The sequence below is a fragment of the Peribacillus sp. SIMBA_075 genome (genome assembly GCF_046534585.1).
This window is the reverse complement of sequence record NZ_JAWRYN010000002.1, coordinates 235,653-253,533: the sequence shown is the minus strand read 5'-3', so window position 1 is coordinate 253,533 and position 17,881 is coordinate 235,653. Positions and strand designations below refer to the sequence as shown.

Below are 17,881 nucleotides of genomic sequence, written 5' to 3'. Positions count from 1 at the left end.
AGGGCAGGTATGCTTTTACATCCTTCAATGTCGCACAACACCCTTAACGTCATGTCCAGTATTGGACTTTACAAGGATTTCATTAAAATTATCTTTTGTTACCGTTTTTAAATTTGCCCGGCGGTTACCGAACAGAGCACCTAAATAACATGCCAGGAACCCAAGCGGAATGGACACAATCCCTGGTGAATTCAAAGGGAAAATCGGGTTACCTGTAATTATTGTGGCCCCCTGAACAGGGTTCCAGACATTTGGACTTAAGGCTACGAGCAAAAGTGTACCTAAAAGACCAGTCATCATACCGACTATTGCACCGGTTTTATTGAATTTTTTCCAATAGATCGTAAGAAGGATGACTGGCAAATTCGAACTTGCGGCCAATGTAAAGGCAATCGATGCTAGAAACGCTACATTGAATTCCTGCAGACCTAATGATAAAACGATCGCAAGCGCCGTCACACCTACGGAAGCCCATCTTGCCATCGTCATTTGCTGTTTTTCCGTCGCTTTTCCATCTTTTAATATTTCATTATAAAAGTCATGTGAAAAAGCCGTAGCACCTGTTAACACGATTCCCGCAACTACTGCGAGTATCGTTGCAAAGGAAACCGCTGCAATAAAGGCGAATAAAATGTCCCCGCCCACAAGTTGGGCCAATAATGGTGCAGCCATGTTCCCTGCTGGGTTTGCAGCAATGATATTCGATGTTCCAACCAACTTCGCTGCACCGAACCCGAGAAAAATGACCATGATGTGAAAAGCACCCATAATCCACATCACCCAAACAACCGACTTTCTTGCCACTTGTGCATTCGGGACAGTCAAAAACCGTATTAAAATGTGAGGCAGACCTGCTGTTCCTAGAATAAGGCCTAGTGACAAGGAAGCTGCATCCCAACCACTGGCATATTTAATACCTGCCTTCAAATAATCTGCACCCATAGGTGTCGCTGTTTTCATATCCGAGAAAATTCCGACGAAATTAAAATTCAACTTCCACATGACAATCATGAATAATATAAACACCCCGCCAATTAACAGGATGGCTTTAATGATCTGCACCCAACTCGTTGCAGTCATCCCTCCAAATAGAACAAATACCAACATTGCAATACCTACGATGATAACAGATGCATTATACGGGATGTCTAAAAGCAATTTAAATAAAGCACCTGCCGCAACAAGTTGACCCAGCATGTACATGACTGATATCACCAGAGTATTAAAGGCGGTCACTCCCCGGACCTGTTTATACTTAAACCTCGTAGTCACCATATCGGCCAATGTGTATTTTCCTAAGTTCCGTAAAGGTTCAGCCACTAGGAATAAAACGACCAGGAATGAAACAAGTGCCCCATACATCAGGAAAAAACCATCATACCCCGTTAGGGAAAATGCCCCAATCAATCCTAAAAAAGTTGAAGCAGACATAAAATCCCCGGCCAATGCGAGTCCATTTTGCCTAGCTGTCAACCCGCCCCCTGCCGTATAAAAAGAACCTGCCGTTTTAGTTTTTTTGGATGCGAAATACGTGATGAAAAGGGTGCCTATCGACATTAGCGCAAATAGAATAATAACTGTCCAATTCATGTTAAAGCCCTTCTTTCTCGATGATTTTTTTAATTTGTTCATCGATTCTTTCTGATTTCCTTACATATATGCTGCAAACCCCTACAGACATAACCGTAATGGAGACACCGTACACCCACGCCCATGTTATGTCTCCAATGAAAGGGTGATCCAGGATATCTGTGTAAAAAACTAAGAAGGGCAGCAGAAGGGAATACCCCATAAAAAAAATCGTAAAAGGAATGACAAATTTCTTTTTATCGGAAATCATCTGCTGAAACTCTTTGGAAACAACAATCTTTTCATAATCCAATAGCTTGGTTTGTTCCGATTCTTCAGGGTTTTGTTTTTCAAACTGTACCATCACTTCACACCTCTTCTGGCATTTATATTTCCAAGGACGGTAACCTAGCAAAAGTCTTGATCTTCACCATTGTTAGCAGCTCTCCTCAATGGGATATAGGCTCCCCTCCTCATCCAATTGCAAGGCCATTGTAAAGATTTCAAATGAACTGCAAGTCAGGGGATAAAAAAATCTACTGTAAGAGGTTCTAAGGTCAGGCTCCTTGCTCCTTGATTCACAACCCGAATTCCTTCCGTGACGCTTACAGATAGGGCAGCAGTAAGTACCCACTGCTGCCCTGCCCCGGACCACATATCTTTTAGTAGGCGTGCACTTTTTTTATAGACTTGGCCCTTAACGACTATAAAGGTTCCTACACCTATTTCCTGCATTACTTTTTGCTCTAATGGAGTCATGTTGGGGTGTTGATCGCCATCCATGATTTGTCTTGCGTGTAAAAAAATGTCATGACCGCCAATTTCAAATCTTGCTGTAATGCAATGCTTTTTGGCTTATAAATGCTTGAGTGTCAAGTCAGTTTTAATGGGACGCTCGCCCCTTCACCCTAATCCCCGCTTCATTCAGATGATGAATTCAGGCTTGCTTTTTTCCAGTATCGGTTCTTCAAGAGAAACTTCTTGACCTGATATTATATCAAGGACAGCAGAAGCCTCATCAAACCATGAATCCGGAGCTTTTGCCCCCCAGAATGTCTGACGCCTTGGATCATCCAGATTCCAATGAATCGGTTCGGTATCTGGGTCAGACGTTAAGTAATCCCCATTGTATAATTCGATCCTGTGACCGTCAGGATCTCTTAAATATAGGAAGAATGCATTGGATAGGCCATGTCTTCCGGGCCCGCGTTCGATCGACCCTGCATATCCGAGTGATGCCAGCACATCACACGCATGGATAAGCGCAAGGGGATCTGGCAGAAAGAAGCCTACATGATGAAGTCTTGGGCCGATTCCGTTCATGAATGCCTGGTCATGGACCGTTTGTTTTCTATGTAGCCACGTAGCCCATAATTGACCCGACTCATCGACAGTATCTTCCGAGCAGGCAAAGCCTAATTCTTTCACATAAAAATCATGGGCTTTTTGCACATTTGGAACACTACAATTCACATGATCGATCCTTTGGACCCTTGAACCTCTATGCAAATCGAATTTTTGCAGCAATCTCTCGGCTTTATCCATTTTGCTGAAAAATTCCACTGGCAAGCCTGAAATGTCCTGAACTCGGAGTGATTTGCCTAGTGCATGCTGTGTTCCTTCATTCATCCACTTCATTTTCATTCCCTTGGAAAGGAAAATAGTTTCCAATTCTTTAAGATCTTCCTCTTTTTCAACCTTGTATCCTATCACTTCCACGCTTGGCTTTTCTGCCTTTTGCAAGATAAGCGAGTGATGATGCGCTTCCTCTAAACCACGTAAATATATTTGATCATTTGTTCGTTCCGTTTCAACAAAACCTAAAGCATCCACATAAAAGGCTCTTGATTTGTCTAAATCTGTTACATTAAGTATCGTTCTCGCAACACGAATAATAGAAAAATTCATAGTATTCTCCCTTTCATTAATGAAAACCGGATTATTTTTCAGCAGAAGAAACGGCATTTTGTTTGAAATCCCCAAACTTTGGAATATGATGTTCTCCAATTGCCACGTGGATAACCTGTGTTTCTGTATAGAATTCAAAGCTATAATGACCACCCTCACGTCCTACCCCACTATATTTCGATCCTCCAAAAGGTATCCGCAAATCCCTCACATTTTGTGAATTCACCCAGACCATCCCACTATCGACAGCTTGAGCAAATCTATGCCCACGCTTCATATCATTTGTCCATACATAAGCAGCAAGCCCATACTTTACATCGTTGGCCATACTCAGTACTTCCTCTTCCGACTTAAAAGGAATGACTGCCATGACTGGTCCAAAAATCTCTTCCTGTGCCACCGTCATATCATTTGTACAGTTCAAGAGAAGCGTCGGGGCGATATAATTCCCTTCCTTGAATTCACTCGGTATGACACCGCTTACAATATCTGCCCCTTCATCTTTTGCTATATCCAGATAACGGGAGACATTATCAAAATGGTTTCGATGGATCAGAGGTCCGATTTCCGTTCCTGGTTCCATTGGATTTCCAATTTTGATATTATGAACACGTTCCTTCAATTCTTCAACGAACTGGTCTATTATCGATTCATGGACAAATAACCTGGAATTAGCTGTGCAGCGCTCCCCATTGAATGAATAGATTCCCCAAACCACTGAATCCAGGGCCTTTTCTAGATCGGCATCTTCAAAAATGATCGCTGGTGATTTACCGCCGAGTTCCATGGAAAAACGTTTCATTGTATCCGCACCATTTTTAATGATTTCAGTGCCGGTCGCCGTTTCCCCGGTAAAGGATATCAATTGGACTTCAGGATGGGCAACCAAGGACACCCCTGCTGTCTCCCCAAAACCGTGAACGATATTGAATACGCCTTTTGGTAAACCGGATTGATCAATGATTTGAGCCAATTTATTGGCTGTCAATGGAGACCATTCCGCCGGTTTTAGGACACAAGTATTACCTGTTGCAAGGGCCGGGGCGATTTTCCAGGTTTCTAACATGAAAGGCGCATTCCAAGGAGTGATTAATCCCGCCACTCCAATCGGTTTATGAATCGTATAATTGATGAAAGTGTCATCCATTTGATACGATTCTCCTATAAGCCTGCTTTTCACCATTTCAGAATAGAAACGGAAATTCTCCGCTCCCCTTGCTGCCTGTTTTTTTGTCTGGCTAATCGGCAACCCAGTGTCAAGTGATTCCAAATAGGAAATTTCTTCGGCATTTTCTTCAATTAATTCAGCGATCCTATTAATGTACTTCAATCTTTCTGCCACTTTCATCGTTCTCCATGGACCGTTATCGAATGCATCTCTTGCAGCAGCCACCGCTTGATCAATGTCCTGTTTAACCCCTTCTGCCACATTATTGATTGCTTGATTATTAAAAGGGCTTAGATTTTCAAATGTTTTTCCTGAAGCACCATCAACAAATTGACCATTGATGTAATGCTGGACATCTTGCACTGGAAAAGTTGGCATGATAAATCCTCCTTTAAAAAATATATTATGGAAGAAGACAATAATCGTTCGGATCCTGCAATCTTCCCAATCTAGCAATTATGATTCAATCACTTGGTCAATCAATCCGTATAATTGAAGGGTTTCACGCAGTTCCCTTTCTAATGGTTCAGAAGGCGGGCCCATAGGCGGCCTTAATGCAGGATTGATTTTTCCCATCATCCCCATCGCAGCTTTTAATGGTCCTGGATTGGTTTCTTTAAACAAAACATCATTCAATGGCATTAATTTATAATGTAGGTCCAGAGCCTTATCCACATCACCTTCCACCCAATGGTTATAAATTTCCGCCACCTCCTTAGGAGTTATATTGGCTGTAGCACTAATATGTCCTGCTCCTCCGATAGCCAGCATTGGATAGCATAATAATTCGATACCCGAATATAAGAGGAAGTCTCTTCCACAATTCAATAAGACACGGTTTACATGTTCGAAATCCTTATTAGATTCCTTTACACCAATAATATTCTTACAATCTTCAGCAAGACGTGCCAATGTCTTCACTTCTAAATTCGTCGCCGTTCTTCCTGGAATGTTATAGACGATAAGCGGGATGTCAACAGAATCAGCAACCGTTTTAAAATGATTGTAAAGTGCCTGTTGATTTGGCTTATTGTAATAGGGAACGATCACTAAAGCAGCTTCCGCCCCCATTTCTTGTGCCCTTTTTGTCAAATGCAACGTTTCTTTCTGATTGGCAGAGCCAGTACCTGGTGCGACCGGAACACGGGCATTTGCTGTTTTAATTGCCGTTTCCATCACTAATTCCCGCTCTTCAATCGATAGTGAACTGGGCTCCCCGGTAGTGCCGCATACCGAGATTCCATGGGAACCGCTTTCAATATGCCAGTTTACTAGATTTTCAATTGCTTTTACATCCACTTCCATCTTGTCATCGAACGGAGTGATTACTGGAGCGATGGATCCTCTTAAACGACTTTTGATATCCTCATACATTTTTTCTGCCACCCTTTCATTATTTGAATATTCGGAATAATATAAGTAAAAAAATCGGCTTTGTTTTTATAAATAATCGATCGACTATCATAAAACAAAGCCTAGGTCATCATAGTGCCTGATCGTGATTAGATTCCGCCCTTTGCTTGAATGTACTGATGGCATTCAATTTATGCTTTCTTACCAATGATTCAATTTCTTCAAAAGAAGCTTTTTCCTGTAGAAGCTTTATGATGATTTCATGTTCACGAATGGATTGGATTGCTCTTTGCGGCACCATGGTGAACATGGATTTTCTGACTCTATTCATTCTTTGTTGCGCCTGTTTAATTTCCTCCATTAAAAAGGAATTTCCGCACTTTTCATAAATTTCAGCATGAAAACACTCGTTTAACTTACCAAACAGCTCTAATTCAAAGTGATGGAGCGCTTTTTCCATTTCTTTGTTTAATTTAATTAGATTATCAAAATCATGATCAGTCATCGTTAAAGAACTGAGGGCAGCTGCATAGCCTTCAAGCAAAGATAAAACAGAAAGGGTTTCAATGTATTCGCTCTCATTAATGCTTGTAACCACTGCTCCACTATAAGGCTTATATTGAATAAGCCCGTCAGACTCCAGTTGTCTGATCGCTTCCCTGACAGGAATAGGGCTTAAACCAAGTTCTTTTGCCATTTGATCGATAATGATTCGCTGTCCGGAACCGTATGTTCCATCCAAAATTAGTTTACGAAGGTGCTCATAGGCAATTTGCTTTTTGCTGGGGTTTTTGTTTTTATCTTCCATATTTTTATCATATATGAAATCATATATGATTGCAATCGGTTTTTATCAAATATCATATATGATTTTCATTTTTTCATTTACAAATCCTGATTTGCATTATGATCGGTTTCATATGCATATAGAAAAACTCCCTTGGCGAAGGGAGGAGTTTATTAATTCCAGGAAATCCTTGAGGATGCCTCTTTTTCCTCGAATTTTTTAATAACCTGGAATGGATTATCATGCCTTATTCCCAAATGTACTATTTCAATATTTTTAAACAAAAAAAACCTGCAGACCCCGTTGTAGCCAGGTAGTCTGCAGGTTAAAGTTTTTATGACATTTTTGATTTAACGAATGAATGGATTCTTTCAATGGCTGCTTCCAGCAATTCCAATGAAGTTGCATAAGAGAGCCTGATATTATCAGGTGCACCAAATCCTGAACCTGGTATAACAGCCACTTGAGCTTCCTCCAGCAACGCAGTCGAAAAATCATCAACATTGCTGTAGCCAGTTAATTCAACTGCATGTTTAACGTTCGGGAATAAGTAAAATGCTCCCTGTGGTTTAATACAGCTTATACCTGGAATCTCAACCAATTTATCATATGCCTTATTCAAGCGGCTTTCGAATGCCTGACGCATTTCTTCCACGGGCTCCTGCGAACCTTCATAGGCGGCAATCGCTCCATATTGAGCAGTTGTCGTAGGGTTTGACGTGCTATGGCTAGCAAGGTTCGTCATTGCTTTAATGATGGACTCTTCACCAACGGCATAACCAATTCTCCAGCCTGTCATCGAATGCGATTTAGAAACACCATTGATGATGATCGTTTGCTTTTTCAATTCAGGTGAAATCTCTGCAATGGATGTATGTTTAGCATTTCCATAAACCAATTTTTCGTAAATTTCGTCGGAAACGATCAATATATCATGAGCTAGGCAAACTTCCCCGATAGCCGCTAGTTCTTCCCTGGAATAAAGCATGCCAGTTGGATTGCTTGGCGAGTTGATGATAACCGCTTTCGTTTTTTCGGTAATCGCTTGTTCTAATTGTTCCTTAGTGATTTTATATTGATTTTCTTCCGTACCGACAATATAAACTGGCTTTCCGTCAGCAAGCTTGATTTGTTCTGGATAACTTACCCAATAAGGTATCGGAACGATGACTTCGTCTTCTTCATCCAGAATCGCTTGAAACAATGTGTAAAGTGCATGCTTTGCACCTGAGCCTACTACAATTTCAGAAGGTTTGTAATCCAAGCCTTGATCACGCTTCAATTTAGCTGCAATTGCTTCTTTTAGCTTCGGCAGACCAGCTGATGGCGTGTATTTAGTTTGACCTTCATTCATGGATTGAAAGGCTGCATCTATGATATGTTGGGGCGTATTATAGTCTGGTTCCCCTGCCCCCAAACCAATAATATCAAGACCTTGGTCCTTAAGTTCCTTTGCTTTTGCCGTGATGGCCAATGTTGTTGATGGCGTTAATGACTGAACTCGGTTAGCTAATTTCATTTAAAATTAATCCTCCATTTCTAAATGCTTCGATAATACTTAAGCCATTTCCCAGTTTTAAAATCATAATAATCATAGTTAAAACGCTCGGATTTATCAAGATAAGTTACTTCCCAAAGAGGAACATTCTTTTCCATGCCCAGCTTAACTGAAATGATTTTTTGGGGATTGAGTTTATCTTTGACAATGCTTAAGATTTCTTTTTTTGATTTACCATCTTTATAATTTTCCACTACTATTTCTTTCTTCTTGTCCTCAGGAAGCCAGACTACTTTTTTAGTCCCTTTTTCTCCCTTACCAATGATGACGGAGTATGAATCCTTCCCATTATAAAGGTAGAATTCATCCATGGTCACAAGGCCGGCCTTTTCCTTCGCCTGTTTAAAAGCCTCATTACCAGCTTCTTTTTTAGGCTGCATCGCTTTAATATATGCACCGCTGACAAATCCGATAAAACAAAGGACTAGGATAGAAGCAATAATCAACCATTTTTTCAAAGCTGCTTTTCCCTCTTTCTATGTACGATAAATTGTAAATATCGCTTTTTCTTGATCTTCGGAATCCAATGCCAGACCGAACATTAAGTCATCTTTTTTCAATGTTCGGTTCAAAGAATCCACAATTTTATACAGATCAGGAGAATGTTGCAACCTGACTGTCGAAATTACTTCTATTTTACTCTCCATGAAAACGCCCCTCCATTTTAAAATTTGTCAACAACCACTGGTATGAATAGGATTTGAAGGCTTTACCACCTTTCACATTATACCAGTTCAAAAGTTATTTTTCTTTATAAATTCATAAAAATTCTATTAGATTAATGAATAATCTAAAGCTTCATTAAATCCACTCTTCTATCATATCAGCCATTTCTATTATTGAGGTTTGGTGCCAGTCGACTTGCGGAATGGCCTTTTGAAATTCAGGACCATATTTGGCAGTGACGATGCGGCGATCGAGAATAACCAAAATCCCTTTATCTTCTGGAGTGCGTATAAGCCTGCCGAATCCTTGTCGGAACCTTAACAGCGCTTCTGGTAAAGAATACGCAGAGAAAGGATTGCGCCCTTGCTTCTCGAGAAGTTGGCACTTTGCTGCTGTCACTGGTTCATCCGGTGGAGAAAAAGGCAGCCTGACGATGATTAAACAAGATAAATCCTCGCCTGGAATATCGACTCCTTCCCAAAGGCTTGTTGTCCCAAAAAGGACGGCTTTCTCGAAGTTTTGGAAATTCCTGAGCAGCCTCATACGGCTTCCACCAGAAATCCCTTGTGCAAAGAGGGTGAACTCATCCAGAACCCCAGTGTCTTTGATGGAATAATAGGTTGCCCGCAGCATCTCATGCGAGGTGAATAATACCATCATCCTGCCTTTGGCTGCCTGAGCTGCAGCAATAATGTGGTTTGCCGCGGTTTCGGAAAATTCCTCCATTGATAAGCAATTGATATCCGGTATATCATTTGGAACTAGAACCTTTACGAGTTCCTTATATGGAAAAGGCGAAGGAAACCTTGCTGTCTGCATTGGCTCATTCTCTAAACCGAGTTGCTCTTTAAAATAATTGAAAGAATCCTTCACGACAAGGGTCGCTGATGTCATTACCACACTTTTTTGGTGCCCGAAATAGGAATCCCACAACCATTTACTTCCTGCAATCGGCTGAACCGTCAGTGTCACCCCATGCTGAGGTGCCGCATTCGTATAATCAAGCCAATATATATTCTCTTCATGCGGCTTAATGAAAAATTCATGTAAGGAGTCCCTTGTGTCCTGCAATTGTCCAAGCAGGACTTCGATATCATTTAAGTAAAACAATGAATTTTTCCCTAAGGGGGACTCATTATTTAATAAAAGAGCCAATCTTTTCTCTAACTCCGTAATGATATACCCTAACAAGTCCACCAATCGCTCAGCCACCAGGATCGCTTTCCCCCATCTGCCATCATCAATTTTAAATGAAAGCCGTTTCGGACTCATGGAACGTGAAAGTTTTTCCGCCTGATTGGAGATGTAATAAAATAGCTGTTCGAATTCATAGGAGAAATCATTCAGCTTTTGGTCTAATTCATACGTAGGCTTCCCATCTGTCAGTCCCTTATTTAAGAGTAATCTGTCCAATTTGTACAATAATTGCTTTTGATCTGATGTCCCTATTCTGTTCAAAACCGTCTTCACCGAAATATAGTTAAGCCTGCTTCCTAGTTGTTTAGATGCAGCCTGTTCCAAATGGTGTGCTTCATCGAGTATCAGATACCCTTTCTTGGGAATCAAGGCGTCTTCTGTCAGTAGATCCGTCATTAAAAATGAATGATTAGTAATGATGATATCCGCCTTGGCCGCCGTTCTTTTGGCCCTTTCAAAAAAGTCCAATTCAAGCCAGGGCTGTTTTAAACCGGCGTATGTAAGACCATCACTTTGCAGTCTATTCCAAAACAGCTGACCACCGCTTGTAAGATTCAATTCATCTTTATCTCCTGTTACGGTTTCAGTAAGCCAAACCAATATCTGCATTTTCGTTAATGCCGTTTCATAATTATCTTCCTTTTCACGCAATGCCCTTTCAAACTTTGCCAAACTCAAATAGTTACTTCTCCCCTTTAACAAAACAGCTTGAAAGGTGAAGGGAAGGATTGCCTTCAGCTTAGGAACCTCGTTTTGGAGAAGTTGATCCTGTAGCTGAAGCGTATATGTCGAAACGACGACCGGTTTTTGATGTTTTCTTGCAAAATAAACGGCTGGAAGCAGATAACCTAAGGATTTTCCAATACCTGTCCCAGCTTCAATGATTGCATCATGGCTGGATTCGAAGGAATGGTGGATCATGTTCATCATATCAAGCTGTCCGCTTCTTGCTTCAAAAGCCGGAAATGCACGTTGAAGCAAGGCTATTTTTTCCTCATTATCGAGCGGGAATACTGACTCCGTGTCTTTATGATCACTTTCAACGACTGCCTTTTTAAATGCAAGGCCCCGATAAGTTATAAGTTCAGGTGAATGGACTTCTGCTTTAGCAAGTTTGCTTGCAATGCAAGCATCTATCAATTCGGAAATCTCACTTTGTAAGGAATAAGATAATCGATATAACTGTTTAAGCGTCATCACTGGAAGTTTCATCAGCTTTTTTTTCAATTCCAACAATAATAAAGCGGTGGCATATGCATCACTATCCGCTTGATGGGGCCTGGAATGATCCAGGTTTTCTTCTTTAGCCAGTTGGTGCAGCTTGTATCCATCGGATGTTGGTTTTAATATTTTTGCTAACTCCACTGTATCAAGGGTGGAACCATAAAACGGCTCAAATCCACAGCGTACTAGTTCCTCCTGTAAAAAAGATAAGTCAAATAAAACATTATGGGCAACAAAACAAGCCCCTTCTATCAGCCGGGCAATATTTTCTGCGACATCTTCAAAGTCAGGTGCATTTTTTACCGTCTCGTTGCTTATTCCGGTCAATTCTTCAATAAACAAGGAAATTTCCTGACCAGGGTGGATGAATGTCGAGTATTCATCGACAATTTGGTCATTTTCGATGACCACGCCAGCAAATTGAATAATCCTATCCCCTTTTTTCGGGGAATTCCCTGTTGTTTCCAAATCGACCACTACATATCGTTGCGTCATGAATTGTACACCTCAAACTTCGCTTTCTCCACTTCCTGATGGAATTCTCTTATCTTTTTTATACCATAATAATCGTAATAAAGGAAACAAGCCGTTCATCATGCCCATTCTAAAAAACAGGTTCCCCACTATTCCACCATTCATCATTAGACGAAAAGGGCCGGCACCCGTATGCATGATTCATGCACATGTGCCGGCCTTCCGCTTACATGATTGTTGCTGCAGGTTCGTTTGAAATCAGCTCAATGATTTTGTTGTTTTCATCCATAATCGCAACTTTTGGTTTGTGATCTCCCAGTTTATTCTCGGATACCATCACGTAAGAAATGATAATCACGATATCATCCGGCTGCACCAGTCTTGCTGCCGCTCCGTTCAAACACACAACACCGCTCCCCCGTTCACCCGCAATTACATACGTTTCAAGTCGCGCACCATTATTATTATTCACGATGGCGACTTTCTCGTTGGGCAGAATACCCACCGCATCAATTATGTCTTCATCAATTGTAATACTGCCAACATAGTTCAAATTAGCTTCAGTTACCCTTGCACGGTGGATTTTTCCATTCATCATCGTTCGAAACATTTAATTTCCCCCCCTATCATTATTTATTCTATATTTATAGTGATATTATCAATTAGCCTTGCATGCTTGAACTTAATTGCCATTGCAATGATGACGTGTCCGGATAGCGTTTCAATTGGTTTAAGTTCCGGGTATTGATAGACTTCAATATAGTCGATCACTCCACTTGTATGGGCACCAATATGTTCACTTACTAGAGCAGTGACGGCTGCAGCATTTCTTTCACCTGATTCAACCGCCTCTTTTGCCTTTAATAAACTTTGGTAGAGCTCTTTAGCTTCCATGCGTTCCTGAACTGATAGGTTTACATTTCGCGAGCTCTTCGCTAACCCATCTTCTTCGCGAACGGTATCTACAGCAACAAGCTGGATCGGGAAATTAAAGTCTTGGATCAATCCATCTATCACGGCAACTTGCTGGGCATCCTTCTTACCGAAGTAAGCCCTATCAGGGAGGATGATATTGAAGAACTTCGTTAAGACTGTCGCTACACCATCAAAGTGTCCAGGCCTTTTTCTTCCGCATAAACAATCCGTCCTGCTTTGGACAACAACTTTGACCGATGGTTCTTCACCATACATTTCGTGGACTGTTGGGTAGAAGAGATAATCCACTCCGGCCTTTGCTGCGACATTCTCATCCCGCTCCAAATCACGTGGATATGTTTCAAAATCCTCATTTGGTCCAAATTGCAACGGATTAACAAAAATACTCAATACCACAATATCATTTTCATTGCGCGCCTTTTCCAGAAGGGTAGCATGCCCCTGGTGTAAAAAGCCCATTGTCGGCACATAGCCAATGCTATTATGATGGCTTTTTTCCTCTCGGAGCGCCTGCTGCAACTCAGCTGCTGATGTAAAAGTTTTCATCTTTTCCCTCCGTAAAGTTCTGTAAGCTGCTCTTCCTTCATCGTAAATGAATGTTCTTTCGACGGAAAATCTTTGGATTTCACTTCATTCACATACCTGTTTATCGATTGGCCAATCAGTTCATTGGCATCTCCATAAACTTTTACGAATTTTGCAACGCGATTTACACCATACCTGATGACATCATGATAAACGAGGACTTGACCATCCGTATCTGCACCTGCCCCAATTCCAATGGTCGGGATTCCCAAATTGCGTGTGGCGAGTTCTCCCACTTGATATGGTACACATTCAAATACTACTGCCATCGCCCCCGCCGCTTCACACTTTTTCGCATCTTCCACGAGCTGTGCTGCAGCATCGGCGTCTTTTCCTTGCACTTTATATCCGCCAAGAACTCCGACTGATTGAGGAGTCAAGCCAAGATGGGCTACAACCGGAATGCCTGCCTTCGTCAATGCTGATATTTTTTCAACAACATCATCTGCTCCCTCAAGCTTCACGGCATCAGCATGACCTTCCTGCATGATACGGGCTGCATTCTTGAGTGTTTCATCCATAGAAAGGTGATAGCTCATAAAGGGCATATCGGTGACGACAAATGTATTTGGGGCCCCGCGTTTTACTGCCTTTGTATGATGGATCATGTCATTCACCGTAACAGGGATGGTTGATTCATAACCCAAAACGACCATTCCTAAAGAATCGCCGACTAAAATCATGTCTACACCTGATTGTTCCGCTAACTTTGCTGACGGAAAATCATAAGCCGTAAGCATGACAATTTTCTCTTGATTTTGTTTCATTTTCAAAAAATCCCCGGACAATTTCATTACGTTTCCTCCTTTTTGATGGAGGAGATGAAAACATCAGCGTTATAAAAACTGGTGTCTATACATTCATACGCAAAAAAAAGACTGACTAAAAAAGTAACTGTTTCCAACGAAAAATGGTTTAAAAACCATATATCGTTCAATAAACAGCACTTGTCTTTTTAGCCAATCCCTTTGTTCCATCAGAAGTTTCATCCCTCCGTCCCAGTCCAATTCTCTGGATCAAGGCAGATTTTCAAATAATTTGGTATTTATGGGGGTGCAGTTCACATGAGATACTGCCCACTTGAATTATATCAAGCCAAATTCAAAAATTCTATTTATTTTTCACGAATTTGACAAAAATCTACTGAATTTCAATATCTGCTGAATAAATCGAATGTATGGTTCCTTTTCCGTCTTCAAGGAGTAAAACGCCTGAATCCGTTATGCCCAATGCCTTTCCAACAATCGTGTCATTGACAGTACTGGCTTTGATAACCTGTCCAAGGCTGATCGCATAACTCTCCCATAATTCCTTTATTGGCATGAAGCCTTCATTTAAATAGAGGTCGTACAAGTTTTCCAGACGGAACAATGCTCTTTGAATGACCTTGGACCTTGAAACCGTTTCTCCACTTTCTATGAAAAGGGACGACGCTTTTCCGTGCAGATCTTCCGGAAAATCCACCATTTTCTGATTGATATTCATTCCAATCCCGATAATGACAGAATGGATTCTATCCGATTCCGCCTGCATCTCCGTCAGGATGCCTACCACTTTCTTACGATTCACCAAAATATCATTCGGCCATTTTATTTGTGGTTTTAAATCAGTTGTATCCTCTATCGCCTGTGCCACAGCGACCGCGGCCAATAATGTCAGTTGAGGAGCCTCATGAATCGGAATTTTCGGTCTTAGGATTAGACTCATCCAAATGCCGCTGAATTTTGGGGAATGCCAAGATCTCATCAATCTTCCTTTTCCGGATAACTGCTCCTCGGCAACGACGAGCGTCCCCTCCTGAACTCCTTCATTCGCTAATTGATGCGCAATTTTTTGAGTGGATTCCACTGTTTCCTGATAGTGGATCATCTTGCCGATTGTTTTTGTTTCCAGACCAAGTTGTATTTCGCTTTCGGACACTTTTTCCGGTGCTGATATGATCCGATAGCCTTTTTTCCTAACGGCTTCAACATTATAACCTTCACTGCGCAAGTCTTCTATATGCTTCCAGACCGCTGTACGCGAACAGCCAATATATTCAGCAATTTCCTGACCGGATTTAAATGCACCATCTGCTTTTGAGAGGGCTTCCATCAGCTTTGTTCTTAACTCAGATTGCATTTTTCCAGCCACCTCTTTATTTCTTCTTTATCATTTCTTAATTCTTCATTCAAGACAGCTTTCAATATTATTTCCAAGTATTCTTTCACCCATGGACCTGGTTTTTCTTGATGCCAAATTAATAAATCCGTCCCTTTAACGGCAAGATCCGACATATCCTTTATAATGAGTTCATTATATCGGTGATGGGCGTTCTCCTCTGCATCCGTTACATTTCCCCCTGTCAGGGCTGCCTTGACTTTAGCAGCTTGTACAGTTATGCCTTGACCTGCCTGAAATACATCGATGGCTGAATTTTCAAAGGATGGTTCTTTCTTCACCAGCTGTATGATACGTTGAACATTCCTTATTGTTTTCAATGGCAGCTTCCATGCCCTTAATGCCTCTTCCATATCCTGATCACTTGTATGAACCATGATTATAGACCATATTTCTGTGGCTTTTAGCTGATGAAGCGGAAGATTTAGTAATTTCCCTAAATGATCCTTCTTGCTGGAGAATTGAGGAAGGTATTGATATAATCCGCTTTCTAGCAAGAGTGAGAAAGCCCTTTTTTTATTGATGCCGGTCAATAGCTTCTCAAATTCAACCAGGATTCTTTCGACAGCTATTTCACTGATGATCTGGGCGTTCTCTTTAAGGGAATCAAAAGATTCTTGATCCAGTTCAAAATCAAGTTGACTGACGAACCTTAATGCACGCATCATTCTCAAAGCATCCTCATGAAACCTTTCGTGCGGGTTGCCAACCGTGATAATCCTTTTTTCTGCTAAATCATGTCTACCATTAAATGGATCGATAATATTACCGGACTTATCCATTGCCATTGCGTTCATTGTAAAATCCCTTCTCTGTAAATCCTCAGTCAATGAACGGACAAATTGCACAGAATCAGGTCTCCGGAAGTCCGAATAATCGCTTTCTGTTCTAAAAGTCGTAATTTCGTATGTACCCGAATCCGCAATTACAAGCACTGTTCCATGGTCAATCCCGATATCAGCCGTTTTTGGAAAAATCCTTTTGATTTCCTGGGGTGTTGCGGAAGTAGCGATGTCCACATCGTTGATGGGACTGCCGAGGATATAATCCCTCACAGAGCCACCAACGAAATAGGCCTCGAATCCTGCTTTTTCAATTAATTCAAGAATGGGTACTGATTTTAAGAATAACTGATCCATCAGCCTCCCCTCCTTATTTCATAGATTGTCCTTCAAGTGCTTTAATGTAGATGGCTTCATACTCTGACATGATTGTATCCGAGTGAAAATCGGTGTTGGCCCTTTTCAGCGCAGCCTCTGAAAAACGTTTATGTAAAACCGGGTCGCTTAAAAGCCCAATCGCTTTTTCAGCAACCGTTTTAACATCTCCCAATTCACAAATATAACCAGTCTCACCATCAACGATGACCTCCGGAATCCCTCCGATATTCGTTCCGATACAAGGAACTCCACATGCCATCGCCTCGAGCAGCACAAGTCCGAAACTCTCTTTTTCCGATAACAGGAATATCACATCACTGATTGAATATAATTCGGCAAGGTTATCCTGCTTACCAAGAAACAAAACCGATTCATCGATTCCAAAATCTTTAGCCAATTTCAATACGGTTGTAACTTCCGGACCGTCCCCTACGAGCAGAAGCTTAGCGGGCATATCCTTTTGAGTTAAATAAAACGCCTGGATGACGTCTTTCACACGCTTGACCGAACGGAAATTCGATACATGTATGACCACTTTTTCATTTTCCCTTATACCGTATTCATCCCTTAGATATTCGGAGTTCGTTTTATGGTAATCCCTTTCATCAATAAAATTATAAACGGTTTTTATTTCCTTATCCGGAGCGATTAAATCATGCGTTTCCTGCACAAGAGAATTAGATACCCCTGTAACTACATCGGATTGCTCAATCCCAAATTTTATCAAATTGGTCAATGAGGGATCATGCCCTAATACCGTTATGTCCGTACCATGCAGTGTGGTCACGATCTTTACTTCATTACCTGACATCTGCTTTGCAAGGATTGCACAGACAGCATGCGGAATCGCATAATGAACGTGAAGGATATCTAATTTCTCCCGTTTTACGACATCCGCAATCTTGCTCGCAAGTGCCAGGTCATATGGTGGATATTGAAAGACTGAGTACGAGTTCACTTCAACTTGGTGATAAAAAATATTGCAGTACATCTTATTCAAGCGAAAAGGAAGGCTTGAAGAAATGAAATGTATCTCATGTCCTTTTTCTGCAAGCATCTTGCCTAATTCAGTTGCTACGACACCAGAACCCCCAACTGTAGGGTAACAGGTAATTCCAATTTTTAATTTCATAAGA

17 protein-coding genes are annotated in these 17,881 nt (G+C 41.3%); all 17 read right to left on the bottom strand.

Annotated elements, in window-relative coordinates; all coding sequences use genetic code 11:
* Nucleotides 1-24 precede the first annotated feature (24 nt).
* Nucleotides 25-1,590: a solute symporter family protein gene (locus SB775_RS03005; protein ID WP_410860468.1), complete on the bottom strand. Its 1,566-nt coding sequence runs from the start codon at nucleotides 1,588-1,590 to the stop codon at nucleotides 25-27.
* Nucleotide 1,591: 1 nt separating this feature from the next.
* Nucleotides 1,592-1,933 carry a DUF485 domain-containing protein gene (locus SB775_RS03000; RefSeq protein ID WP_061463843.1) on the bottom strand — a complete coding sequence of 114 codons (342 nt, stop codon included), beginning with the start codon at nucleotides 1,931-1,933 and terminating at the stop codon, nucleotides 1,592-1,594.
* A 155-nt stretch (nucleotides 1,934-2,088) separates the two neighbouring features.
* A complete protein-coding gene (locus SB775_RS02995; protein ID WP_410860467.1) occupies nucleotides 2,089-2,352 on the bottom strand; it encodes a hypothetical protein in 264 nt (87 codons plus the stop codon).
* Nucleotides 2,353-2,493: 141 nt separating this feature from the next.
* Entirely contained in the window at nucleotides 2,494-3,477 is a 984-nt protein-coding gene (hpaD, locus tag SB775_RS02990; protein ID WP_410860466.1) for a 3,4-dihydroxyphenylacetate 2,3-dioxygenase, read from the bottom strand.
* 31 nt (nucleotides 3,478-3,508) lie between these two features.
* Nucleotides 3,509-5,023 (bottom strand): 5-carboxymethyl-2-hydroxymuconate semialdehyde dehydrogenase, encoded by a 1,515-nt coding sequence (gene hpaE, locus SB775_RS02985; protein WP_410860464.1) that lies wholly within the window; start codon nucleotides 5,021-5,023, stop codon nucleotides 3,509-3,511.
* Between the two features lie 78 nt (nucleotides 5,024-5,101).
* Nucleotides 5,102-6,019: a 2,4-dihydroxyhept-2-ene-1,7-dioic acid aldolase gene (gene hpaI, locus SB775_RS02980; protein WP_410860463.1), complete on the bottom strand. Its 918-nt coding sequence runs from the start codon at nucleotides 6,017-6,019 to the stop codon at nucleotides 5,102-5,104.
* Between the two features lie 109 nt (nucleotides 6,020-6,128).
* Entirely contained in the window at nucleotides 6,129-6,806 is a 678-nt protein-coding gene (locus SB775_RS02975) for a GntR family transcriptional regulator (RefSeq protein ID WP_410860462.1), read from the bottom strand.
* 313 nt (nucleotides 6,807-7,119) lie between these two features.
* Nucleotides 7,120-8,304, bottom strand: coding sequence for a pyridoxal phosphate-dependent aminotransferase (locus tag SB775_RS02970; protein ID WP_377384165.1), 1,185 nt, complete (start codon nucleotides 8,302-8,304; stop codon nucleotides 7,120-7,122).
* Between the two features lie 20 nt (nucleotides 8,305-8,324).
* On the bottom strand, nucleotides 8,325-8,801 hold the full coding sequence (locus SB775_RS02965; protein WP_089363171.1) for a cell wall elongation regulator TseB-like domain-containing protein: 477 nt from the start codon (nucleotides 8,799-8,801) through the stop codon (nucleotides 8,325-8,327).
* An 18-nt stretch (nucleotides 8,802-8,819) separates the two neighbouring features.
* Nucleotides 8,820-8,990: a YpmA family protein gene (locus tag SB775_RS02960; RefSeq protein ID WP_064505144.1), complete on the bottom strand. Its 171-nt coding sequence runs from the start codon at nucleotides 8,988-8,990 to the stop codon at nucleotides 8,820-8,822.
* A 154-nt stretch (nucleotides 8,991-9,144) separates the two neighbouring features.
* Nucleotides 9,145-11,925 carry an ATP-dependent DNA helicase DinG gene (gene dinG, locus SB775_RS02955; RefSeq protein WP_410860461.1) on the bottom strand — a complete coding sequence of 927 codons (2,781 nt, stop codon included), beginning with the start codon at nucleotides 11,923-11,925 and terminating at the stop codon, nucleotides 9,145-9,147.
* 205 nt (nucleotides 11,926-12,130) lie between these two features.
* Nucleotides 12,131-12,514, bottom strand: coding sequence for an aspartate 1-decarboxylase (gene panD / locus SB775_RS02950; RefSeq protein WP_410860460.1), 384 nt, complete (start codon nucleotides 12,512-12,514; stop codon nucleotides 12,131-12,133).
* A 23-nt stretch (nucleotides 12,515-12,537) separates the two neighbouring features.
* Nucleotides 12,538-13,386 carry a pantoate--beta-alanine ligase gene (panC, locus tag SB775_RS02945; RefSeq protein WP_410860458.1) on the bottom strand — a complete coding sequence of 283 codons (849 nt, stop codon included), beginning with the start codon at nucleotides 13,384-13,386 and terminating at the stop codon, nucleotides 12,538-12,540.
* Nucleotides 13,383-14,219, bottom strand: coding sequence for a 3-methyl-2-oxobutanoate hydroxymethyltransferase (panB, locus tag SB775_RS02940; protein ID WP_089363167.1), 837 nt, complete (start codon nucleotides 14,217-14,219; stop codon nucleotides 13,383-13,385). Before panB ends, panC begins: the two co-directional genes overlap by 4 nt.
* Nucleotides 14,220-14,565: 346 nt before the next feature.
* Nucleotides 14,566-15,546: a biotin--[acetyl-CoA-carboxylase] ligase gene (locus SB775_RS02935; protein ID WP_089363165.1), complete on the bottom strand. Its 981-nt coding sequence runs from the start codon at nucleotides 15,544-15,546 to the stop codon at nucleotides 14,566-14,568.
* The gene (locus SB775_RS02930; RefSeq protein ID WP_089363164.1) at nucleotides 15,531-16,724 is read right to left on the bottom strand and encodes a CCA tRNA nucleotidyltransferase; all 1,194 of its coding nucleotides are present in this window, start codon (nucleotides 16,722-16,724) and stop codon (nucleotides 15,531-15,533) included. The genes SB775_RS02935 and SB775_RS02930 overlap by 16 nt, the downstream gene beginning before the upstream one ends.
* Before the next feature lie 13 nt (nucleotides 16,725-16,737).
* On the bottom strand, nucleotides 16,738-17,877 hold the full coding sequence (gene bshA / locus SB775_RS02925; RefSeq protein WP_410860456.1) for an N-acetyl-alpha-D-glucosaminyl L-malate synthase BshA: 1,140 nt from the start codon (nucleotides 17,875-17,877) through the stop codon (nucleotides 16,738-16,740).
* Nucleotides 17,878-17,881: the final 4 nt, after the last annotated feature.

Bases quoted from the DNA above. Each gene is read 5' to 3' on its own strand.
- SB775_RS02970 (WP_377384165.1), bottom strand. From the start codon at position 8,304: ATGAAATTAGCTAACCGAGTTCAGTCATTAACGCCATCAACAACATTG.
- SB775_RS02935 (WP_089363165.1), bottom strand. From the start codon at position 15,546: ATGCAATCTGAGTTAAGAACAAAGCTGATGGAAGCCCTCTCAAAAGCA.
- SB775_RS02995 (WP_410860467.1), bottom strand. From the start codon at position 2,352: ATGGATGGCGATCAACACCCCAACATGACTCCATTAGAGCAAAAAGTA.
- SB775_RS03005 (WP_410860468.1), bottom strand. From the start codon at position 1,590: ATGAATTGGACAGTTATTATTCTATTTGCGCTAATGTCGATAGGCACC.
- panB (WP_089363167.1), bottom strand. From the start codon at position 14,219: ATGAAATTGTCCGGGGATTTTTTGAAAATGAAACAAAATCAAGAGAAA.
- hpaE (WP_410860464.1), bottom strand. From the start codon at position 5,023: ATGCCAACTTTTCCAGTGCAAGATGTCCAGCATTACATCAATGGTCAA.
- SB775_RS03000 (WP_061463843.1), bottom strand. From the start codon at position 1,933: ATGGTACAGTTTGAAAAACAAAACCCTGAAGAATCGGAACAAACCAAG.
- SB775_RS02975 (WP_410860462.1), bottom strand. From the start codon at position 6,806: ATGGAAGATAAAAACAAAAACCCCAGCAAAAAGCAAATTGCCTATGAG.
- SB775_RS02930 (WP_089363164.1), bottom strand. From the start codon at position 16,724: ATGGATCAGTTATTCTTAAAATCAGTACCCATTCTTGAATTAATTGAA.
- bshA (WP_410860456.1), bottom strand. From the start codon at position 17,877: ATGAAATTAAAAATTGGAATTACCTGTTACCCTACAGTTGGGGGTTCT.
- hpaD (WP_410860466.1), bottom strand. From the start codon at position 3,477: ATGAATTTTTCTATTATTCGTGTTGCGAGAACGATACTTAATGTAACA.
- panD (WP_410860460.1), bottom strand. From the start codon at position 12,514: ATGTTTCGAACGATGATGAATGGAAAAATCCACCGTGCAAGGGTAACT.
- panC (WP_410860458.1), bottom strand. From the start codon at position 13,386: ATGAAAACTTTTACATCAGCAGCTGAGTTGCAGCAGGCGCTCCGAGAG.
- SB775_RS02960 (WP_064505144.1), bottom strand. From the start codon at position 8,990: ATGGAGAGTAAAATAGAAGTAATTTCGACAGTCAGGTTGCAACATTCT.
- dinG (WP_410860461.1), bottom strand. From the start codon at position 11,925: ATGACGCAACGATATGTAGTGGTCGATTTGGAAACAACAGGGAATTCC.
- hpaI (WP_410860463.1), bottom strand. From the start codon at position 6,019: ATGTATGAGGATATCAAAAGTCGTTTAAGAGGATCCATCGCTCCAGTA.